Annotated in this window: 23 protein-coding genes; 22 read left to right on the top strand and 1 reads right to left on the bottom strand. The window is 38.7% G+C overall.

The window, feature by feature from the left end; genetic code table 11:
* Positions 1 to 127: 127 nt before the first annotated feature.
* A complete protein-coding gene (gene uvrB, locus J1E28_RS05455; protein ID WP_291027553.1) occupies positions 128 to 2,104 on the bottom strand; it encodes an excinuclease ABC subunit UvrB in 1,977 nt (658 codons plus the stop codon).
* Between the two features lie 75 nt (positions 2,105 to 2,179).
* On the opposite strand from uvrB, the gene J1E28_RS05450 reads away from it, so the two are divergent.
* The 22 genes from J1E28_RS05450 to J1E28_RS05345 all read left to right on the top strand — a co-directional run bounded on the left by J1E28_RS05450 (position 2,180) and on the right by J1E28_RS05345 (position 18,994).
* On the top strand, positions 2,180 to 2,401 hold the full coding sequence (locus J1E28_RS05450) for a hypothetical protein (protein WP_291027551.1): 222 nt from the start codon (positions 2,180 to 2,182) through the stop codon (positions 2,399 to 2,401).
* Positions 2,401 to 2,658 (top strand): hypothetical protein, encoded by a 258-nt coding sequence (locus tag J1E28_RS05445; RefSeq protein ID WP_291027549.1) that lies wholly within the window; start codon positions 2,401 to 2,403, stop codon positions 2,656 to 2,658. The genes J1E28_RS05450 and J1E28_RS05445 overlap by 1 nt, the downstream gene beginning before the upstream one ends.
* Before the next feature lie 17 nt (positions 2,659 to 2,675).
* Positions 2,676 to 4,589, top strand: coding sequence for a primosomal protein N' (locus J1E28_RS05440; protein ID WP_291027547.1), 1,914 nt, complete (start codon positions 2,676 to 2,678; stop codon positions 4,587 to 4,589).
* 41 nt (positions 4,590 to 4,630) lie between these two features.
* Positions 4,631 to 5,047, top strand: a complete 417-nt coding sequence (locus J1E28_RS05435; RefSeq protein ID WP_291027545.1) for a hypothetical protein — start codon at positions 4,631 to 4,633, stop codon at positions 5,045 to 5,047.
* A gap of 18 nt (positions 5,048 to 5,065) precedes the next feature.
* Positions 5,066 to 5,659, top strand: a complete 594-nt coding sequence (gene rsmD / locus J1E28_RS05430; protein ID WP_291027543.1) for a 16S rRNA (guanine(966)-N(2))-methyltransferase RsmD — start codon at positions 5,066 to 5,068, stop codon at positions 5,657 to 5,659.
* 1 nt (position 5,660) lies between these two features.
* Positions 5,661 to 6,263 (top strand): flagellar basal body-associated protein FliL, encoded by a 603-nt coding sequence (fliL, locus tag J1E28_RS05425; RefSeq protein ID WP_291027541.1) that lies wholly within the window; start codon positions 5,661 to 5,663, stop codon positions 6,261 to 6,263.
* 1 nt (position 6,264) lies between these two features.
* Positions 6,265 to 6,651, top strand: coding sequence for a holo-ACP synthase (gene acpS, locus J1E28_RS05420; protein WP_291027539.1), 387 nt, complete (start codon positions 6,265 to 6,267; stop codon positions 6,649 to 6,651).
* 754 nt (positions 6,652 to 7,405) lie between these two features.
* Positions 7,406 to 8,200, top strand: coding sequence for a glutamate 5-kinase (proB, locus tag J1E28_RS05415; RefSeq protein WP_291027537.1), 795 nt, complete (start codon positions 7,406 to 7,408; stop codon positions 8,198 to 8,200).
* Positions 8,197 to 9,111 (top strand): methionyl-tRNA formyltransferase, encoded by a 915-nt coding sequence (locus J1E28_RS05410; RefSeq protein WP_291027535.1) that lies wholly within the window; start codon positions 8,197 to 8,199, stop codon positions 9,109 to 9,111. The genes proB and J1E28_RS05410 overlap by 4 nt, the downstream gene beginning before the upstream one ends.
* Positions 9,105 to 9,821 (top strand): biotin--[acetyl-CoA-carboxylase] ligase, encoded by a 717-nt coding sequence (locus J1E28_RS05405; protein WP_291027533.1) that lies wholly within the window; start codon positions 9,105 to 9,107, stop codon positions 9,819 to 9,821. The genes J1E28_RS05410 and J1E28_RS05405 overlap by 7 nt, the downstream gene beginning before the upstream one ends.
* 9 nt (positions 9,822 to 9,830) lie before the next feature.
* Positions 9,831 to 10,616 (top strand): AAA family ATPase, encoded by a 786-nt coding sequence (locus J1E28_RS05400; protein ID WP_291027531.1) that lies wholly within the window; start codon positions 9,831 to 9,833, stop codon positions 10,614 to 10,616.
* 5 nt (positions 10,617 to 10,621) lie between these two features.
* On the top strand, positions 10,622 to 11,494 hold the full coding sequence (locus J1E28_RS05395) for a ParB/RepB/Spo0J family partition protein (protein ID WP_291027529.1): 873 nt from the start codon (positions 10,622 to 10,624) through the stop codon (positions 11,492 to 11,494).
* Between the two features lie 77 nt (positions 11,495 to 11,571).
* Positions 11,572 to 11,997, top strand: coding sequence for a FoF1 ATP synthase subunit B' (locus tag J1E28_RS05390; RefSeq protein WP_291027527.1), 426 nt, complete (start codon positions 11,572 to 11,574; stop codon positions 11,995 to 11,997).
* Positions 11,998 to 12,006: 9 nt separating this feature from the next.
* Positions 12,007 to 12,522, top strand: a complete 516-nt coding sequence (locus tag J1E28_RS05385; protein WP_291027525.1) for a F0F1 ATP synthase subunit B — start codon at positions 12,007 to 12,009, stop codon at positions 12,520 to 12,522.
* Positions 12,522 to 13,055 carry a F0F1 ATP synthase subunit delta gene (locus tag J1E28_RS05380; RefSeq protein WP_291027523.1) on the top strand — a complete coding sequence of 178 codons (534 nt, stop codon included), beginning with the start codon at positions 12,522 to 12,524 and terminating at the stop codon, positions 13,053 to 13,055. Before J1E28_RS05385 ends, J1E28_RS05380 begins: the two co-directional genes overlap by 1 nt.
* A gap of 20 nt (positions 13,056 to 13,075) precedes the next feature.
* Entirely contained in the window at positions 13,076 to 14,593 is a 1,518-nt protein-coding gene (gene atpA / locus J1E28_RS05375) for a F0F1 ATP synthase subunit alpha (protein WP_291027521.1), read from the top strand.
* Positions 14,594 to 14,603: 10 nt separating this feature from the next.
* Positions 14,604 to 15,497, top strand: a complete 894-nt coding sequence (gene atpG, locus J1E28_RS05370; protein WP_291027519.1) for an ATP synthase F1 subunit gamma — start codon at positions 14,604 to 14,606, stop codon at positions 15,495 to 15,497.
* Between the two features lie 18 nt (positions 15,498 to 15,515).
* Entirely contained in the window at positions 15,516 to 16,916 is a 1,401-nt protein-coding gene (atpD, locus tag J1E28_RS05365) for a F0F1 ATP synthase subunit beta (protein ID WP_291027517.1), read from the top strand.
* Positions 16,917 to 16,924: 8 nt separating this feature from the next.
* The gene (gene atpC / locus J1E28_RS05360) at positions 16,925 to 17,329 is read left to right on the top strand and encodes an ATP synthase F1 subunit epsilon (protein ID WP_291027515.1); all 405 of its coding nucleotides are present in this window, start codon (positions 16,925 to 16,927) and stop codon (positions 17,327 to 17,329) included.
* Between the two features lie 3 nt (positions 17,330 to 17,332).
* Complete coding sequence (locus J1E28_RS05355) at positions 17,333 to 17,896, top strand: MotA/TolQ/ExbB proton channel family protein (protein ID WP_291027514.1); 564 nt, start codon at positions 17,333 to 17,335, stop codon at positions 17,894 to 17,896.
* A 5-nt stretch (positions 17,897 to 17,901) separates the two neighbouring features.
* Positions 17,902 to 18,303 carry a biopolymer transporter ExbD gene (locus tag J1E28_RS05350; protein ID WP_291027513.1) on the top strand — a complete coding sequence of 134 codons (402 nt, stop codon included), beginning with the start codon at positions 17,902 to 17,904 and terminating at the stop codon, positions 18,301 to 18,303.
* Between the two features lies 1 nt (position 18,304).
* Positions 18,305 to 18,994, top strand: a complete 690-nt coding sequence (locus tag J1E28_RS05345) for an energy transducer TonB (RefSeq protein ID WP_291027511.1) — start codon at positions 18,305 to 18,307, stop codon at positions 18,992 to 18,994.
* The last annotated feature ends 4 nt before the right edge of the window (positions 18,995 to 18,998 follow it).

Below are 18,998 nucleotides of genomic sequence, written 5' to 3'. Positions count from 1 at the left end.
CTTCTAAAGTATCACACTATCGTGTGCTATTAACTCTAAATGCAATAAAGACATACTTTATTGCAAAGAGATTCTAGATTGTAGTCTCACTTCTTTAAATCTGTCTTGGATTGTTTAGTTTGATGCACTACATACTGCGGATTCTAGCAATTTCATCTCTTAATCTTGCTGCCTCTTCAAATTCTAAGGCTTTTGCTGCTTGGTGCATTTTGAGTTTGAGTTCTTGAATAATGCTATTGCGCTCACTTTTTGGAATCTTCTTGCTGCCTTTTTCATAGAGTTTGCCTAATCCGCTTGATTCTATTTTGAGCTCTTGTTCGAGATTGCGCTGCACTGAAGTGGGTGTGATATTATGGAGGCGATTAAACTCTTCTTGCTTTTTGCGGCGATAATCTGTAATATCAAAAGCTTTTTGCATTGATTGCGTGATGCGTTGTGCGTAGAGAATGACTTTACCCTCCACATTTCGCGCCGCTCGTCCCATTGTCTGTATAAGGCTTGTTTGGGAGCGCAGGAATCCCTCTTTATCTGCGTCCATAATCGCAATAAGGCTTACCTCTGGCAAATCTAGCCCCTCACGCAAAAGATTAATACCAATAAGCACATCAAACTCTCCTAAGCGCAAGGAGCGAATGAGATGATTGCGCTCAATCGCATCAATATCGCTGTGCATATAGCGCACTTTGATGCCTAGCTCCCCATAATATTTGCTCAATTCTTCTGCCATTTTTTTGGTAAGTGTAGTGATAAGCACGCGTTGGTTTTTGGCAATCCTTAGTTTTATCTCATCATATAAATCAAGCACGGCGTTATTAGAATCTCGCACTTCATAGAGTGGATCAAGTAAGCCGGTGGGGCGGATAATCTGCTCACTCACGCACTCTTTGCTTAAATCAAGCTCAAGTTGGGCGGGAGTAGCAGAGACAAAGAGAAAATGTGGGGCTTTAGTGATAAACTCATCAAAGCGCAAGGGGCGATTATCAAGCGCACTTGGCAAACGAAAACCATATTCTACAAGCACTTCTTTACGGCTTCTATCTCCAGCATACATACCGCCAAATTGTGGCAAACTCACGTGGGATTCATCAACAATAATCAAATAAGGCTTTTTTTTCTGCTCAAAATAATCTAAAAGCGAGTAGGGCGTTTCACCCGGGGCTTTGCCTGTAAGATGTCGTGCGTAGTTTTCAATCCCCTTGCAAATGCCAGATTCTCGTATCATCTCTAAGTCAAATTCTGTGCGTCCTTTGAGGCGTTGATATTCCACTTGTTTATCTGCACTTTCAAACTCACTTAGGCGTATTTGTAATTCAGATTCTATATTTTGTAATGCTTCTTGCAATCTTTGCGCACTGACGATAAATTGATTTGCTGCATAGAGGACAAAAGATTCCAAATTGGTAATATGTGTGCGCTCTAATGCGTCAAACACGCTAATACGTTCAATTTCATCGCCAAAAAACTCAATGCGAATAAATTCATTTTCATTATAAGCAGGAAAAATATCAATCACCTCGCCATTGACACGAAAAGCTCCGCGTTCAAAAATGCTATCATTGCGCGTATAGCCCATATCTACGAGTTTTAAAAGCAAAGCTTTTTGGCTATATTGCGCCCCAATTTCAAGCTTTTCTATCATCGTGAGATATTCTGCAGGATTGCCTAAACCATAGTTTGCTGAAACACTTGCTATAACAATCACATCATCATAGGCTAAAAGTGAGGTTGTGGCTGATAATCTTAATCGCTCTAAATCTTCATTAATGCTTGAATCTTTTTCGATAAATAAATCTCGGCGGGGGATATAGGCTTCAGGTTGATAGTAATCAAAATGTGAAATGAAGTATTCTACGTGATTTTTAGGGAAAAATCCTTTAAACTCGCTATAAAGCTGTGCTGCAAGGGTTTTATTATGTGTCATAATGAGTGTGGGGATATTTAATCGAGCAATAATATTTGCCATAGTGTAGGTTTTGCCACTCCCTGTAACACCAACGAGTGTGCTATATTGTGCGCCATTTTGAATAAAATGCGTAATGTTTTCAATCGCTTGGGGTTGATCTCCTGCAGGGGCATATTGAGAATCAAGAATAAAATTTGACATTTTAGCCCACTCCTTTTTTCCTATTTGTATTATTTGTGTTAAGATTATACTTTATTTTCACTAAAGGATTGCAAGATGAATAGTGTGATGGAGCGGCTTTCTCAAAAAATCGAAGAAATGCTTGCAAAGATTGCTCATCAAAAAGATGAAATAGAATCCTTGCAGCTTGAGATTTCCTCACTTAAAGCGCAAAATGAAGCAAAAGATACCCAAATTTCAAATCTTTATGAAGAGCTTGCTTCAAAGGATAAAAGCTTTGAAAGCTTATTTGCTAAAATCGATGAGGGCTTGAAATAATGGGAGAAGAAAACCTAGAAATTGCTCTCAATGGTAAATATTATTCTATTTCTTTAAAATCCTTGCATAATGATGTCAAAGAGGAGCTTAAGGCAGTTTTTGCAAGTGAAGTTGAGCCACTCACGCTCCTTAAACTCTATATCACTAAAGCCCAAGAATACGCACTCACTTGCCAATCTTTAGAGAATCTTTATCAAAGCCTTGAGCATATTGATGTGCCTCTTACACATACAAATGTGCAGATTCACCCACTTTAAAGAGATGAGATTTTGCATTGTATTATCTCATCGCTCCGCTTAGCCTCAAAAGTCCGCCCTTAACTTATGCGTGTGAGCAAGAATGCGCTAAGGGCGAAATTTGTGAGATTCCTTTAAGAAAGAAAATATATAAGGGGGTGGTGTTAGGTACCCTCAAACAACCCTCATTTGAATGCAAAATGGCTCATAAAAGTAGTGATTTTTTTCTCTCTTATCAGCATCTTTTAGCCTCTTTTATCGCGCAGTATTATTGTGTGGGATTAGGGGCTGCTTATGGGCTTTTCCTCCCACAAAAGCAACCTCTTCTCTCCTTGCAACCTCTTCATATAAAGCCAAAAAATGAGCTAAGCAAGGCTCAAAATACAGCCTTTAACTTTTGTCTTAATCACAAGAATCCCCTGCTTTTTGGCGATACAGGCAGTGGTAAGACAGAGATTTATATCCATCTTATTGCTCACACCCTCTCTCTTTCTCAAAATGCCCTTTTTCTTATGCCTGAAATCGCCCTTACCCCCCAAATAGAATCTCGCCTTCAAGCAGTTTTTGGCGATAAGGTGGGGATTTGGCACTCTAAAATTAGCCAAAAAACAAAAGGACAGATTCTTAATGGTTTGAGCGAGGGGCGCATTCGCATTATAGCAGGCGCAAGAAGCGCGCTCTTTTTGCCACTTCAGCACTTAGGTTTAATCATTGTTGATGAGGAACACGATGATGCGTATAAATCCCAAAATACTCCACGTTATAATGCCCGCGATCTTGCACTTTATTTGGGGAATAAAACAGATGTGAAAGTCGTTTTGGGCTCGGCAACTCCAAGTGTGGTAAGCTATTATCACGCTAAAAAGCAAAAAAGCCTCTATCGCCTTAAGGGGCAGTATTTTATGTCGCATAAACATATTGAGATTTTGCCTCCACCACAAGAGAATATGCAAAATACCTTTGATTCGCAAGAATCCCATTATGGCTTGAGTGAATTTTTGCTCACAAAGCTTACTCAAGCACTTCAAAATAAGCAACAAGCTATTATTTTTTTACCTACTCGCGCTCACTATAAGATGCTTGTATGTAGTGCGTGTGGGAGTGGCTGTGAATGTGATTTTTGCTCGGTAAATATGTCCTTGCACCTTGATAAAAACGCACTTATATGCCATTATTGCCATTTTTCTAAGCCTATTCCCACATCTTGCCCTAAATGCCACGAAGATGCCCTGCATTCTCATCGCATAGGCACAGCTCAAGTTGCAGAAATATTAAGCCTTGCCTTGCCACAGGCTAAAATTGCACTCTTTGATAGGGATCATATTACCACACATAAAAAGCTTAAAAATACATTGCAATCTTTTAATGCAGGGGAGATTGATGTGCTTGTAGGCACACAAATGTTAAGCAAGGGGCACGATTATCATTGTATGAATCTTGCCATAGTCTTAGGGCTTGATTATATATTAAAAAGTAGTGATTATCGTTGTAATGAGCGGGCGGTAAGCTTACTTTATCAAATTGCGGGGCGCAGTGGGCGCAAATATGATGGACAAGTGTATATACAAAGTGCTAATGGCGCATTTTTACGAGAATTTTTAAATGATTATGAGGATTTTTTGGTGTATGAATTGCAAACAAGACCAAGAATCTACCCACCCTATCAAAGACTTGCAACTTTAAGTTTTGCGCATAAAAGCGAGGAAAAAGCCCTTTTATATCTTGCGCAAGTGCGAGAATTTTTAACACAGATTTTGAGTGCGCATAAAGAAGTGGAGATTGTGGGGGAGAGTAGAGCATTGCTTGGGCGACTTTATGGTAAATATCGCTTTGTGCTTTTGCTACGTTCGCATTCTACTCGAGCCCTCTTGATGTTGCTGCATACTTTGGGGGCAAATGAGCAATTATATGGCAAATATGAGGTTGATATTGATCCTTTGAGTATAATATAGGCAATGCGTTATAATCTTTAGGAGAAAATAAGGAGTGTGAGATGAAAATTGCTTTATCGTGTCAGTCGCCATTGGTGCAAAGTAGCCTTGAGTTTTTTTTGAAAAATATGCTTGTGAGTGAAGAAGAATGTGATTTTGTGATTACTGATGATGAAAAAAAACAAAGCAATAAGCCCTTATGCCTTGTTATTGATGAAGCCTATTCGCATATCAAAAAGCCTTTTAATGCACAGAGTCTAAGTGAAGATTTGCGTGCGTTTTATGAGAAGATTCAATACAGCTCCAAAAAAGCAGAATCTTTAAATCAAGCCCCACAATTTGAGCCTTTTTCTCCTCCTATGCAGCCACCTGTATATGCACATAAAGGAGATGATTTAGAATCTCGCATTTATGCACTCTGTGAGGAGCATACAAAAGAACTTGCCCAAAAAATTATTGCTTTGCTTAAGACACAATAAAACAAGCTAAACTCATAAATGGCGCATTTTTCTATCCAAGCAGGGAAACTCAAGCATCTTCAGCTCATCTTTAATCCTGATAAAAATACGCGCCCTACAAAATCTATCGTGCGCGGGTCGTTTTTTGATACTTTGGGGGCGGAGGTAGTAGGGAGTGTGTTTATTGAAGCCTTTGGTGGCTGCGGCTCAATGGGCATTGAAGCTCTCTCGCGTGGGGCGCACAAAGCAATCTTTTATGAGATTGACACGAAAGCTTATAGGATTTTAGAGCGCAATCTCGCCCTCGTGCATAAAAGAGAGCCAAAACTACAATTTTATAGTGTGAATGCCGATTTTTTTTCTCAACACTTGCAGAGTTTTATTGTCCAAGATTCTCGAGTGATTTTATATCTTGATCCACCTTTTTGCATACGAGCAGGTCAAGCTGATATTTATGAGCGACTTATCACAAAAATACGCAATTTTAGCAAAGGGAGTGAAAATAATATCACTTTAGTTGCTTTTGAGCATTGGAGTGAGTATAATATGCCTCTTACCATTGGGAGATATAGACAACTCAAAACGCGTCAGTTTGGTAAAAGCACACTGACTTATTATAGACTAAAGGATTAAAATGGCAGAAACAGAAGAAAAACAAGCAGCAGCAGAAAGTGGCGGAGAGAAAAAAAGCAAAGCAATCTTATTTGTTGTTATTGGTATTGTTGTAGTGCTTTTACTCTTGGTGGGTATCGTGGTGGCAATGATGATGATGGGCGGACACGATGAAGAGGAAAAGCACGAGCAAGAAGCTCCACAGCAAGTGCAAACTCAATCTCCCCAAGCATCACAACAAGCATCTAAGATTATCGTGGGTAATACCGTCTCTGTGCGTAGCACTGATAAGTTTGCACCCGGTCTTATCTATCCTGCAGAAGGTCCAATTGACTTCACGGTTAATCTAATGACACAAACAGGCAAGAGATATCTTAAGACAAGTGTGCAACTTGAGCTTGATAAAGATGAGGCAAAAGCAAAAGCTACACAAGCCGAGCTTGATAAAAAATTACCCTTGGTTAAAGATACGATTATTGAGATTCTCTCTTCTAAATCTCTTGAAGATGTGTCATCTACAAAGGGAAAAAATCGTGTTAAAGATGAGATTGTCAAACGCATTAATGAATACCTTATTGATGGGCAAGTGAGTGATATATTCTTTGTTGAGTTTGTAGTGAGCTAGATTGATAGGCATTGATATTGTGAGTATCGCGCGTATGCGCAATTTTGTGGAGAGATTTGGCATAAAGGGATTAAGGCGGTTTTTGTGTGAGGAGGAAATCGCACTCTGTATGAAAAGCTCTTCCACATTTGAAGCATTTAATGCGCAAGATGTGAATATCACACGCATAGCCGGGTTTTGGGCAGCAAAAGAAGCGTGTTCAAAGGCATTGGGTGTGGGTATTAGCAGGGAGCTAGGATTCTTAGATATACATCTTAGCAAAAATGATAAAAATGCTCCCCTTTTGTGTTTGAGTGATGAAAAAATGAAATATTTTGCCCTCAATCATATTTCGCTTAGCATTAGCCACGATGGCGGATTTGCTATCGCTGTGGTGTTTTGTGCCTAAAGATTCTTAGAAAATACCCCTATAAAAGTATCTTAGAGTAGATTTTGATTTGAAGATTCTAAAACATAAAGATTCAAAAAGAAATTCTTAGAATCTAAAAAACATAAGCTTAGATTCTAAACTTCAAAACAAAGTTTCTTTAGTAATCAGGGAGGCACTCCCACCTTTACCTTCATCAATTTTACCATCAACAGACGCGGCGAGAAATTTAAAAAGAAAGAAAAACAAAGAATCTATAATCAAAACAAAAGAGATTCTAGATTCTAAGCTTATTTTACTAGATTCTTTCTATAAGGGGGAGGGGCTTAAATTGCGAAGTCGCTCCCTCCCCCTTAAAAATCCCTCACCCCTACAACGCTTCTAAGGTATTACACTGCGTGTATCATTGATTTTATTGTAATATAAGGATATACCTTATATTACAAGGAGATTCTAGGAATCTTAGGATAGATTTTTTTGGAGTTTTGAGAATCTATTTTTAGAATCTAGATTCTTTTCCATTGGTAGTCAAATCAATTAAGGTAAGATAGGAAGTTTTGCAAGATAAAAATGTAAATGCTAAAGCTTTAATATTTTTTAGATTCTAGTTTTTGTGCTTTGTCTCTTATTCTAAAGCCCCCCTCAAATAAAAGGCTTGCAGTTTTTAAGCGAGTTAAGAGTGTTACAAGAATATAATGCGCTTTTTTAAATCTGCGTAAATTAAGTAAAACTAAAATATCTTAGCGCAAATATGCGTAAATAAAGGATTCTTTAAATGCAAAAACCACGTATTGTTCTAAAAGTTGGCAGTTCAAATCTCTGCAATGGAAAAATAATCGACAAAGCGCAGATTCAAGCACTTGCGGAAATTATTAGTGAGCTAAAAGTCAAATATGATGTGATTCTAGTAAGCTCTGGAGCGGTAGCAAGTGGACATACTGCCCTCCATATTGATAGAAGCGTATTGCAAAATAAACAAGCTCTAGCAAGCATTGGACAACCCTTGCTTATGGAATCTTATCGTAATGCCTTTACTCAATATGATATTGTTATTGCGCAAGTTTTACTTGTATGGCGCGATTTTGATTCACGCAGACACACAGATTATGCAAAAAACACGATTGATACGCTTTTAGCCCATAATGTGCTTCCTATTATTAATGAAAATGATACTATCGCCACAGATGAAATTGTATTTGGAGATAATGATAGGCTAGGTGCGTATGTGGCGCATTATTTTGGCGCGAAGCTCCTTGTGATTTTAAGTGATATTGATGGTTATTTTGATAAGAATCCTCATCATCACGCCGATGCAAAGATTCTTACAAAAATGCATTCTATTCCTCCTCACGCACTGGAGCAAATTCACAGCCCACACGGAAATTTTGCCACAGGAGGGATTGTTACTAAACTTATGGCAGCAGATTTTTTGCTCCAACATCAATGTATGATGTTTTTAAGCCACGGACGCAAGCTCAATGTGCTTAGAGATTTTCTTTTGCATAAATCACACACTTCTGGCACACTTTTTTGCCCTTTAGATTCTCAAGGCATAGAGGCTCTTATATGACACTTATCCTTGCTGGGACACCTGCATTTGCATCAGCTATTTTTATGCCTATCATCGAAAGTGGGCAATTTGAGATTGCTTGCCTTATTGCTCAACCCGATAAGCCATTTGGACGCAGCAAAGAGCTAAAACCTCCTCATACAAAAACAAAACTTGCCCCAATGGGCATAGATATTCTGCAGCCACACAAGATTGAAGAATCCTTTATCGCCCACATTCAAGCCCTAAAGCCTGATGTGATACTTGTGGTTGCTTATGGGAAGATTTTGCCTCAAGCATTTTTAGATATTGCCCCTTGTGTGAATATCCACGCTTCTATTTTACCTTCTTGGCGTGGTGCGAGTCCCTTGCAACAGATGATTCTCTCTCAAAGTCCATATTTTGGTATCAGTGCAATGAAAATGAATGAGGAGCTTGATAAGGGAGAAATTTTAGGAATATCTTATCTGCAAAATACGCAGCAAAATATTACTGAACTTTCTTTGCAACTCTCTCGCATTGGAGCAAAACTCGCGCTCTATGTGCTAACACATTTAGATGAAATTGTCCCTTTAAAACAAATTGATGCCAACGCAAGCTATTGTAAAAAAGTCAAAAAAACTGATGGGGAAGTGAATTTAGATTCTGCACAAGATGTATATAGAAAGTATTTAGCCTATTGTGAATGGCCTCATATCTTTATCCACAGCCCAAAAGGCTACATACTCAAACTCTTTGATGTATTACTTATAGAATCTTGTAATACGTACAATGCGGGGGAGATTCTTGAGATTGAAGCCCAAGGGATTATTATTGGCTGTGGGCAGGGAACTCTACGCATTGGTGCATTGCAACAAGAGGGAAAAAATAAGCTTGAAGCAACAATATATGTGCGGGGCAAGCATCTTAAAAAAGGCGATGTGCTATGTTAGAATCTAACACAACAGGATTTAATCCTAACTTTATTGCTCTGCTCCAATCACGTGTGTATCATTTTGATACATTGCCTTCTACGCAAATTTATGCCACAGATGCTATTAAAACTTATACTTTAAATGCACCTTTTTGTATTCACGCAAAAACACAAAGCAATGCCATAGGAAGCAGGGGAAATCAATGGGAGAGTGTGCCAAAAGCAATGCTCTTTTCCTTTGCCCTACCCTTAGAAAACCTACCACAAGATTTAAAAATAGAATCAAGCTCAATTTTTTTTGGTGTAATAATGCGCGAGTTTCTTGGCTCACTTGGCTCACAGGTGTGGCTCAAATACCCCAACGATTTATATATACAAGGGGAGAAAATCGGTGGGATTCTTGTCCAAAAAGTGCATAATAGCCTTATATGTGGGATAGGTATCAATCTCTACTCTCCCCTTACCTCTTCCTATCAGCCACAATACGCTACATTAGAAGAATCTGTAAGCGCAAATATCGAGCCTGCGCGCTTTTTAGTGGATTTTTTTGAAAGCTTCAAAAAATTTATATCGTGGAAGCAGATTTTTAGTATTTATAAGTTAGAATTTCACAAAAATGATTCCTTTTTTTTTCATCTCGAGCAAAAACGGATTTACTTAAAAGATGCTGTTCTCAATGAGGACGGCTCTTTAAATGTAAATGGAGAGAGAATTTATAGCTTACGATAAGGAGAAATTATGTGTGAAATCATAGCTATAGCTAACCAAAAAGGTGGAGTGGGCAAAACAACAACAGCTGTAAATCTTGCAGCTTCTTTAGCCTCTGTAAATAAACGAGTGCTTGTGATTGACTATGATCCTCAAGCAAATGCAACCACAAGTTTTGGTATCCGCCGCAATAAAATAGAAGCTGATATGTATCACGTGCTTACAGGCTCAAAAAAGCTTTCTCAAATTATACTCAAAACCGATATTCCAAATCTTGATCTTGCACCCTCAAACATTGGATTAGCGGGTATTGAAAAGGAATTTTATAATAAAAATAATGCCAAAGGACGCGAACTCCTTTTGAGCAAAAAAATAGAAGAAGTAAAGGGAGAATATGACTATATTGTAATAGATTCTCCTCCTGCTCTTGGCTCACTTACCGTGAATGCCCTTGCTGCTGCTGATTATGTGATTGTGCCTATACAATGCGAATTTTTTGCACTTGAGGGGTTAGCGCAACTCCTTAATACCATTAAACTCCTTAAGGACACGATTAATCCACGATTAAACATCAAAGGATTCTTGCCTACGATGTATTCTGGGCAGCACAATCTCTCAAGGCAAGTATTTGATGAACTTAAAGAGCATTTTAGTAAGGAACTTTTTAAATATGAAGATGATTTTATCATTGTCCCACGAAGTGTAAAACTCGCAGAATCTCCAAGCTTTGGAAAGCCCATAATGCTCTATGATAGTCGCTCTAATGGGAGCATAGCGTATGAGAATCTTGCACGTGCAATCTTGCAGGGAGCATAGAGTAAATGGCAAAAAAGAAAAAGTTGGCAATGGGTAGGGGGCTAGGCGCAATACTTTCAGAAACAGCTGAAGCGTATGAACAAAGCCTAAGTGATAATTCTGCGCTCGTGCTTGAGCTTGATATTGATATTATTAAGCCAAATCCCTATCAACCAAGAAAAACTTTTAATGCTCAAGCGCTTAAAGAACTTTCAGAATCTATTATCGAACACGGCTTGTTGCAGCCTGTTGTCGTATATGATAATGGTGATGGAGATTATGTTTTAATCGCCGGGGAACGTAGGCTTCGCGCTTCAAAGCTTGCAGGATTAAGCAATATTAAAGCCATTGTGGCTGATATTGACCTCAAGCGTCTGCGTGAGCTTGCACTTATTGAAAATATCCAACGCGAGGAGTTAAATGCGATTGAGTTAGCTCTCTCCTATCAGGAATTGCTTGAGGAGTATGGCATTACGCACGAAGAACTCTCAAAACGCATCAACAAATCACGCACACAAATTACCAATACCTTGCGTCTTTTACAACTAAGCGATGAAGTGAAGCAGTTATTGAGTGAAGATAAAATTTCGCAAGGACACGCTAAAATGCTTGTTACATTAAGTGAGAATGAGCAAAAACTCGTGGCAGATTCTATTATCGGGCAGAAACTAAGTGTGCGAGATACTGAAATATTAATTAAAAAAATGAAAGACAAGCACGATAGCAAGAAAAAAACTTCTAAGGATTTTATGCCAAACCTTGACAATAAGCTTCTTCGCACGCTTGCAGAGGAATTTCAATCATTAGGCATACAAAGCCAAATAAATACATCAAAAATCACGCTTTGTTTCCAAAATGATGCAGAAATTGCTACCTTGATAAAAAAAATATCAAAATAACGCGTGCTTTAAGGTTTAATATATCTTAACTTGTTAGAATATATCAAGTTTTCGTAGATTTTCACAAAGGAGAAAAAATGAGCATCACTCTCAACCCCTATCTTATGCTACTCGTTTTTATTACCTTTATGCTTCTCATCTATCTACTCAATCAATGGCTCTTTAAGCCTATGTTCGCTTTTATCGACCATAGGGAAAGCTTTATTGAGCAAGAAACTTCAGATACACAAAGTTATAAAGATGATATTGAAAAAATTGAACAAGAGATAGCACAAACTCTTGCTTCTGCGCGTAAAGAAGCAGCACAGATTCTAGAAAGCGCAACAAAAGAGGCAAAAGTAGCATATGAAGAAAAGATTAGCGCAAAAAAAGCTGAAAATGATAGTAAGCTTGCATCAGCTAAACAAGAGCTTGAAGAGCAAAAGTCACAACTTTATGCAGAACTACTTGAGCAACTTCCAATCTTTAAGACAGCACTCAATGCAAAGCTTAAACAGATTTAGGGGGATATAATGAAAAAGATTCTATATATAGCACTCCTTGTAGCTTTCCCTTCTCTTCTTCTTGCATCTGCAGGTATTGAGCAAAGCGACTTTGTGCAACGCGTTATTAACTTTGTGATTTTCGTAGCAATTTTGTGGTATTTTGCTTTTGATTCTATTAAGGGTATTTTTACAAATAGAAAAAAGGCGATTGCTGCTCGTCTCCAAGAAGCACAAGATAGTCTCGATAAAGCTAAACAAGCAAAAGAATCCGCACAAAAGCGTTTGGAAGAAAGCAAAGAAAGAAGTAAATCTATCATCAATGCTGCTAAACAAGAGGCATATTTAATCGAGCAAAAATACAATGACCAAATTGGGAGAGATATGGAAGCTCTCAAATACGCTTTAGAAGCAAATATCGAGTTTGAGCAAAGAAAAGTGGTGCAAGAGAGTGTCAATAAACTTCTTGATGAGCTTATTAAAAGCGATGATATTCGTCTTAATAAAGAAGAATATGTCAATATCATTACCAAAAGGATTTCATAATGCTTCATATTATTGCAAAAAAATACACACAAGCCCTTATGGATTCTGTCAATGATTTAGATGAGGCACTTCATATCCTCAAAGGATTTTCTCTCGCCCTCAAAGAGAAGAAAAATGCAGATCTCATTGCCTCACCCTTTCTAAGCAAGACACAAAAAGAACAATTTTTGTTAGAAAGTGTGAGCAAAATAGGTAAAGTTGATGCAAAATTTGAAAATTTCTTTCGTCTCTTAGCAGAAGCAGACAGAATCTTACTTATCCCCTATATCAGTAGTGAGCTTGAAAAACGTCTGCTTGCTCGAAAAAAAGAATACGCTGCCACACTCACGAGTAAAGAGGAGCTTGATAACGCCACTCTAGAGAAGATTCAAACTGCTTTGGCTAAAAAGCTTGGTGTCAAGCTTAGCATTAAGCAGGAGTTGAGCGGGGCAGAAGGCATCAAGTTAAGCGTTGAGGATTTAGGTATCGAGGTATCTTTTTCTAAAGAACGTTTCAGTAGTGATTTAAAACATCACATTCTCAAAGCACTTTAATTTAACACAAGGAGAGGCAAGTGACAACAAAGATCAAATCAGAAGAAATTAGCTCAATCATCAAAGAACGTATTGATAGCTTTAATATCAATATTGATATTAGCGAAACCGGTAAGGTAATTTCCTATGCCGATGGCGTGGCAAAAGTGTATGGGCTCAATAATGTTATGTATTACGAAATGGTGGAGTTTGACACAGGTGATACCGGTATTGCTTTTAACCTTGAAGAAAGCAGCGTGGGTATCGTGGTGCTTGGTTCTGGGCGCACCATTAAAGAGGGGACTTCTGTCAAACGTCTCAAAAAACTTATGAAAGTGCCTGTGGGTGATGCAGTTGTAGGACGCGTTATTAATACATTAGGTGAGCCACTTGATGGTAAGGGCGCAATTGAGGCGAGTGAATATCGCTTCGTTGAGGAAAAAGCTCCCGGTATTATGGCGCGTAAATCTGTACATCAGCCACTTCAAACAGGTCTTAAAGCAATTGATGCGCTCGTGCCAATCGGCAGAGGGCAAAGAGAACTTATTATCGGCGATAGACAAACAGGTAAAACAACCGTTGCTGTGGATACTATTATCAACCAAAAAGGGCAAGATGTTATATGTATCTATGTTGCCGTAGGACAAAAAGAATCTACCGTTGCTCAAGTTGTGCGAAAACTTGAAGAACACGGTGCAATGGGATACACAGTTGTTGTAAATGCCCCTGCATCATTCTCTGCAGCAATGCAATTCCTCGCTCCTTACACAGGTGTTACAATCGGTGAATATTTTAGAGATAATGCGCGACACGCACTTATTATTTATGATGACTTGAGCAAACACGCTGTGGCATATCGTGAAATGTCTCTTATCTTAAGACGTCCGCCCGGACGCGAGGCTTTCCCCGGTGATGTTTTCTATCTCCACTCTAGACTTCTAGAAAGGGCAGCAAAACTTAGCGATGAACTAGGTGCAGGTTCTCTTACTGCATTGCCTATTATTGAAACGCAAGCGGGAGACGTGGCAGCATATATTCCAACAAATGTGATTTCTATTACTGATGGTCAAATTTTCCTTGAAACCGACTTATTCAACTCTGGTATCCGCCCTGCTATTAATGTGGGCTTATCTGTTTCACGCGTGGGCGGTGCAGCACAAATTAAAGCTACAAAGCAAGTAGCAGGAACATTACGACTTGATTTGGCTCAATACAGAGAGCTTCAAGCATTCTCACAATTTGCTTCAGACCTTGATGAGACAAGCCGCAAGCAGCTTGAGAGAGGACAAAGAATGGTGGAGATTCTTAAACAACCTCCATATTCACCTCTTGCTATTGAAAAGCAAGTGATTATCATCTATGCAGGCGCACACGGTTTACTTGATGATATTCCTGCTAATAAGGTGGTTACATTTGAAGCTGAGCTTTATCCATTCCTTGAAGCTAAATACCCTAAAATCTTAGAAGATATTAGCACAAAAAAGGCACTTGATAAGGATATTGAAGCCGAGCTAAACAAAGCTCTTGAAGAATTTAAAATAAGCTTTGGAGCACAATAAAGGAGCTGGTATGGGAGGCAACCTTAAAGAAATAAGAAAAAAAATAACAAGTGTCAAAAACACACAAAAGACGACAAAAGCAATGAAGCTTGTTTCTAGCTCCAAGCTCAAAAAAGCCGAAGAGTTAGCAAGACGTTCTAAAGTCTATGCCAAGCAGCTTAATGCGATGTTTAATGATATTGTAGCAAGAGTTCGTTTGCGAGGGCTTGATAGCATTAATAGCCCTTATTTTGCAAGATCAAAAGATCGCGAAATTAAAAAGCTTGATATTATCTTTATCACAGCTGACAAAGGCTTGTGTGGAGGCTTTAATACAACCACAATTAAAGAAGTGGTGCGACTTATGGAATCTTATAAGCAACAAGGCATTAAAGTGCGTTTAAGAGGTATTGGCAAGAAAGGCATTTCTTATTTTGCTTTCAATGGCATAGAGGTGCTTGATAAGGCTGTGGGCTTAAGCTCTATGCCGGCTTTTGATAAGGCTGTAGCATTTATTGATAATGTAGTCGATGATTTTTTAAATGGTGCAACAGATGAAGTGGTAATTGTACATAATGGTTTCAAAAATATGATTTCCCAAGAGCTTGAAGCACAAGCTGTTTTGCCACTCACTATCAATATTAATGAGCTAGAGCAAGTCTCTACGCTTAATATTGAGCCAGAAGATGAAGAAGATCGGGTGCTTGATGAGCTTGCAAGAAAATATATCCAATACAATATGTATTACGCACTTGTAGATTCACTAGCAGCAGAACATAGTGCAAGAATCCAAGCGATGGATGCAGCCACAAATAATGCGGGAGATTTAGTGAGAAGCCTCACAATTGCTCTTAACAAAGCACGACAAGAAGCAATCACAACAGAGCTTGTTGAGATTAATGCCGGTGTCGAAGCGATTAAATAAACTTACAAAGGAGAATGAATGCAAGGTAAAATTACTCAAGTGATGGGTCCAGTGGTAGATGTTGAGTTTAGTTCTTATCTACCAATGATTAATGAAGCTATTGATGTTGCTTTTACAATCGAAGGCAAACAACATAAGCTTGTGTTAGAAGTGGCAGCGCATCTTGGAGATAATCGTGTGCGCACAATTGCTATGGATATGACAGAGGGGCTTACTCGTGGGCAAGAAGTTAAAGCTCGTGGTAAGATGATTGAAGTACCTGTGGGCGAAGCTGTGCTTGGTAGAATCTTTAATGTTACAGGTGATATTATCGATGGTGGCGAGCCTCTTAATAGCGATTTAAAATGGGAGATTCACCGGGAAGCACCCACTTTTGAGCAGCAAAGCACCCGAACAGAAATGTTTGAAACAGGAATCAAAGTTATTGATTTGATTGCGCCTTATTCAAAAGGTGGTAAGGTTGGACTATTTGGTGGTGCAGGTGTGGGTAAAACCGTCGTGATTATGGAACTTATTCATAATGTTGCTTACAAGCATAGTGGATATTCTGTGTTTGCAGGTGTGGGTGAGCGCACAAGAGAGGGAAATGACCTCTATAACGAAATGAAAGAAGGTGGGGTTTTGGATAAAGTTGCCCTTTGCTATGGGCAAATGAATGAGCCACCGGGTGCAAGAAACCGCATTGCTTTTACAGGACTTACAATGGCAGAATATTTCCGTGATGAAAAAGGACTTGATGTGCTTATGTTTATTGATAATATCTTCCGCTATGCTCAATCAGGTTCTGAAATGTCAGCACTTCTTGGGCGCATTCCATCAGCGGTGGGGTATCAGCCTACACTTGCTGGAGAAATGGGCAAACTCCAAGAACGTATTACCTCAACCAAAAAAGGCTCAATTACTTCTGTTCAAGCTGTGTATGTGCCAGCAGATGACTTGACTGACCCTGCTCCTGCATCTGTGTTTGCTCACCTTGATGCGACAACCGTGCTTGAAAGAAAGATTGCCGAAAAAGGAATCTATCCTGCGGTTGATCCATTGGGTTCAACATCAAGAATTCTTGATCCTCAAATTGTAGGCGAAGAGCATCATAAAGTCGCCACAGGTATCCAACAAGTGCTTCAAAAATACAAGGACTTGCAAGATATTATTGCAATTTTAGGAATGGACGAGCTTTCTGAAGAAGATAAGCAAATTGTGGGTAGAGCAAGAAAAATTGAAAAATTCCTCTCTCAACCATTTTTTGTGGCAGAGATATTCACAGGAAGCCCCGGCAAATATGTAACGCTTGAAGAAACACTTGAAGGCTTTAAGGGTATCTTAGAGGGCAAATACGACAATATTCCTGAAAATGCTTTCTATATGGTAGGCAATATTCAAGAGGCATTAGAGAAAGCACAAAAACTTAAAAGTGCATAGGGGAAACAATGGAAAAAATCACACTAAGTATCGCAATTCCGTATGGAAGCATCTTTAATGGCGAAGTAAAATATGTCATTGTACCCGGTAGTGAGGGGGAGTTTGGTGTCTTTCCCGGACACTGCGATCTCCTCTCGCTCCTTAAGCTTGGCATTATTGAATTTGAAAGCCTAGATGGAGATAAGGGATTCATAGCGATTAATTGGGGACACGCACAAGTTTCTCAAAGTGGCTCAAAGACAGATGTAAAAATCATCGCTGATAATGCAGTCGCTATTACCGGTAATACAGAATCTAAAATCTCATCTGCCATTGAAGATACTAAGGCACTTTTGGAAGGAGCATCAAACGACCGCACACTCATTGGTATGGTGGTCTCTCGCGTTGAGAATATTGTCAAGAGTAGAATCTAACATATGGATACTTTTAGAACTTTCTTTGCAGAAAGCACAATAACAACCATTATTGTGCTTTTATGGCTTTCATTATATTTTCTCATCACTCTTTGGATTTATATCTACAAAAGTTTTACCTTTAGTGATTGGTTAGCAACAGAAAAATACCACCTTGATATGCTTCTCACCAAAAATATGGTGATACCAAAAAATACTTTTATCGCCGCCTTGCTTGAAAAAAGTGATGGGCATATTTCACGAGAGATTTTGCAAGTCTGGAAGCTTAAAGCTACACAAAAAGCCACCTCTTCTCTTGTTTTTTTAAATATTATTGCCTCCACAGCTCCTTTTATAGGGCTATTTGGCACGGTAGTTGAGATTCTAGAAACTTTCAGTGTGCTTGGTGGAGGAAATGTTTCTTTTGATGTGATAGCCCCCGTTATATCAAAAGCTCTTGTGGCTACCGCAGCGGGAATTCTCGTGGCAATCCCCGCTTATTCATTTGCTCTACTTCTTAAGCGCAAAGCCTATCAGGTTATTACCTATATTCAAATGCAAATTGATCTCACACTTTCAAATAAGTAGATATGATGCACAATGATGAATTTGACTGGGAAGAAAAGCCCGAGCTAAATATCACGCCACTTGTGGATATTATGCTCGTGCTTTTGGCAATCCTTATGGTAAGCACACCTACTCTTACCTATCAAGAAGACATCACGCTCCCTAAAGGCTCAAAATCAAAAAAAGCAGCTCAAGATTCTATGCTTGAAATTCGTGTGAGTGCGGATAGAAAAATTTATATCCGCGATAATGTATATGAATTTAAAAATTTTGCAGATAGCTTTGTGCTTTTTAGCAAAAACTTTGATAAAGACATTAATGTATTTATACGCGCAGATAAGAATCTCAAATATGAAGATGTAATTTATATTCTTAAAACCGCCAAAGAAGCTGGTTTTCTTAAAGTATCTCTTATCACTAGTAGCTAAAATGAATAATACTCTTTTATTTATCACTAGCGGTATCATTTCTTTTTGTGCCTATTTTCTTATCATCATCGCTCTTGTTTTTAGCATTTTTCGCTCAAATCCCACACATTACTCTGCCTTTAATGAATCTGCACTCGCACTACACGCTATTAGCATTGAAGCTATCCTTGATGATAAGCCCACGCCAAGCAAAAGTCCAAAGCCTGCCATCAATAATCCTCTAGCAGGCTCTGGCATCAAAGATATGTTTGATAAAATCGACAGCGACTTGCCCTCACAAAATGCAGCCATAGGAGATGATCGCGAAAAAGTAGAGCAAAATAGCAAAGAACAAAAACTTAAAGAACTTCAATCAAGCGCAGAATCCCTGCAAAATAAGCTCAATTCTCTAAGCAATCTCACCATAAGTGCAAATACAAATCAAAGCGATGGAGAGTATGATGAATGGTATGCGCAAATTGAAAAAATAATGTTTGAACAATGGCAAGTATTTAATATTGAAGAAAAATTGCAAGCTTTGGTGCATATTCGCATTGCAGACAATGGTATTTTTAGCTATAAAGTTGTAAAATACTCTGGCAATATAGCTTTTGATGATTCAATCAAAACTGCATTAGAAGAATGCACACGAATATCATTTCCTCCTCACCCTAAGGGCAAGAAGGAGATTGCTATAACTTTTAAAAATTAGATTC

The organism is Helicobacter sp., from assembly GCF_022511165.1.
In the GTDB taxonomy this organism is placed as follows: Bacteria; Campylobacterota; Campylobacteria; order Campylobacterales; family Helicobacteraceae; genus Helicobacter_C.
This window is presented reverse-complemented; position numbering and strand designations above follow the sequence as displayed.

Bases quoted from the DNA above. Each gene is read 5' to 3' on its own strand.
- proB (WP_291027537.1), top strand. From the start codon at position 7,406: ATGCAAAAACCACGTATTGTTCTAAAAGTTGGCAGTTCAAATCTCTGC.
- atpD (WP_291027517.1), top strand. From the start codon at position 15,516: ATGCAAGGTAAAATTACTCAAGTGATGGGTCCAGTGGTAGATGTTGAG.
- J1E28_RS05395 (WP_291027529.1), top strand. From the start codon at position 10,622: ATGGCAAAAAAGAAAAAGTTGGCAATGGGTAGGGGGCTAGGCGCAATA.
- atpC (WP_291027515.1), top strand. From the start codon at position 16,925: ATGGAAAAAATCACACTAAGTATCGCAATTCCGTATGGAAGCATCTTT.
- J1E28_RS05385 (WP_291027525.1), top strand. From the start codon at position 12,007: ATGAAAAAGATTCTATATATAGCACTCCTTGTAGCTTTCCCTTCTCTT.
- J1E28_RS05400 (WP_291027531.1), top strand. From the start codon at position 9,831: ATGTGTGAAATCATAGCTATAGCTAACCAAAAAGGTGGAGTGGGCAAA.
- fliL (WP_291027541.1), top strand. From the start codon at position 5,661: ATGGCAGAAACAGAAGAAAAACAAGCAGCAGCAGAAAGTGGCGGAGAG.
- J1E28_RS05345 (WP_291027511.1), top strand. From the start codon at position 18,305: ATGAATAATACTCTTTTATTTATCACTAGCGGTATCATTTCTTTTTGT.
- J1E28_RS05380 (WP_291027523.1), top strand. From the start codon at position 12,522: ATGCTTCATATTATTGCAAAAAAATACACACAAGCCCTTATGGATTCT.
- J1E28_RS05405 (WP_291027533.1), top strand. From the start codon at position 9,105: ATGTTAGAATCTAACACAACAGGATTTAATCCTAACTTTATTGCTCTG.
- J1E28_RS05350 (WP_291027513.1), top strand. From the start codon at position 17,902: ATGCACAATGATGAATTTGACTGGGAAGAAAAGCCCGAGCTAAATATC.
- J1E28_RS05435 (WP_291027545.1), top strand. From the start codon at position 4,631: ATGAAAATTGCTTTATCGTGTCAGTCGCCATTGGTGCAAAGTAGCCTT.
- J1E28_RS05410 (WP_291027535.1), top strand. From the start codon at position 8,197: ATGACACTTATCCTTGCTGGGACACCTGCATTTGCATCAGCTATTTTT.
- J1E28_RS05390 (WP_291027527.1), top strand. From the start codon at position 11,572: ATGAGCATCACTCTCAACCCCTATCTTATGCTACTCGTTTTTATTACC.
- J1E28_RS05355 (WP_291027514.1), top strand. From the start codon at position 17,333: ATGGATACTTTTAGAACTTTCTTTGCAGAAAGCACAATAACAACCATT.
- atpG (WP_291027519.1), top strand. From the start codon at position 14,604: ATGGGAGGCAACCTTAAAGAAATAAGAAAAAAAATAACAAGTGTCAAA.
- J1E28_RS05450 (WP_291027551.1), top strand. From the start codon at position 2,180: ATGAATAGTGTGATGGAGCGGCTTTCTCAAAAAATCGAAGAAATGCTT.
- rsmD (WP_291027543.1), top strand. From the start codon at position 5,066: ATGGCGCATTTTTCTATCCAAGCAGGGAAACTCAAGCATCTTCAGCTC.
- uvrB (WP_291027553.1), bottom strand. From the start codon at position 2,104: ATGTCAAATTTTATTCTTGATTCTCAATATGCCCCTGCAGGAGATCAA.
- J1E28_RS05445 (WP_291027549.1), top strand. From the start codon at position 2,401: ATGGGAGAAGAAAACCTAGAAATTGCTCTCAATGGTAAATATTATTCT.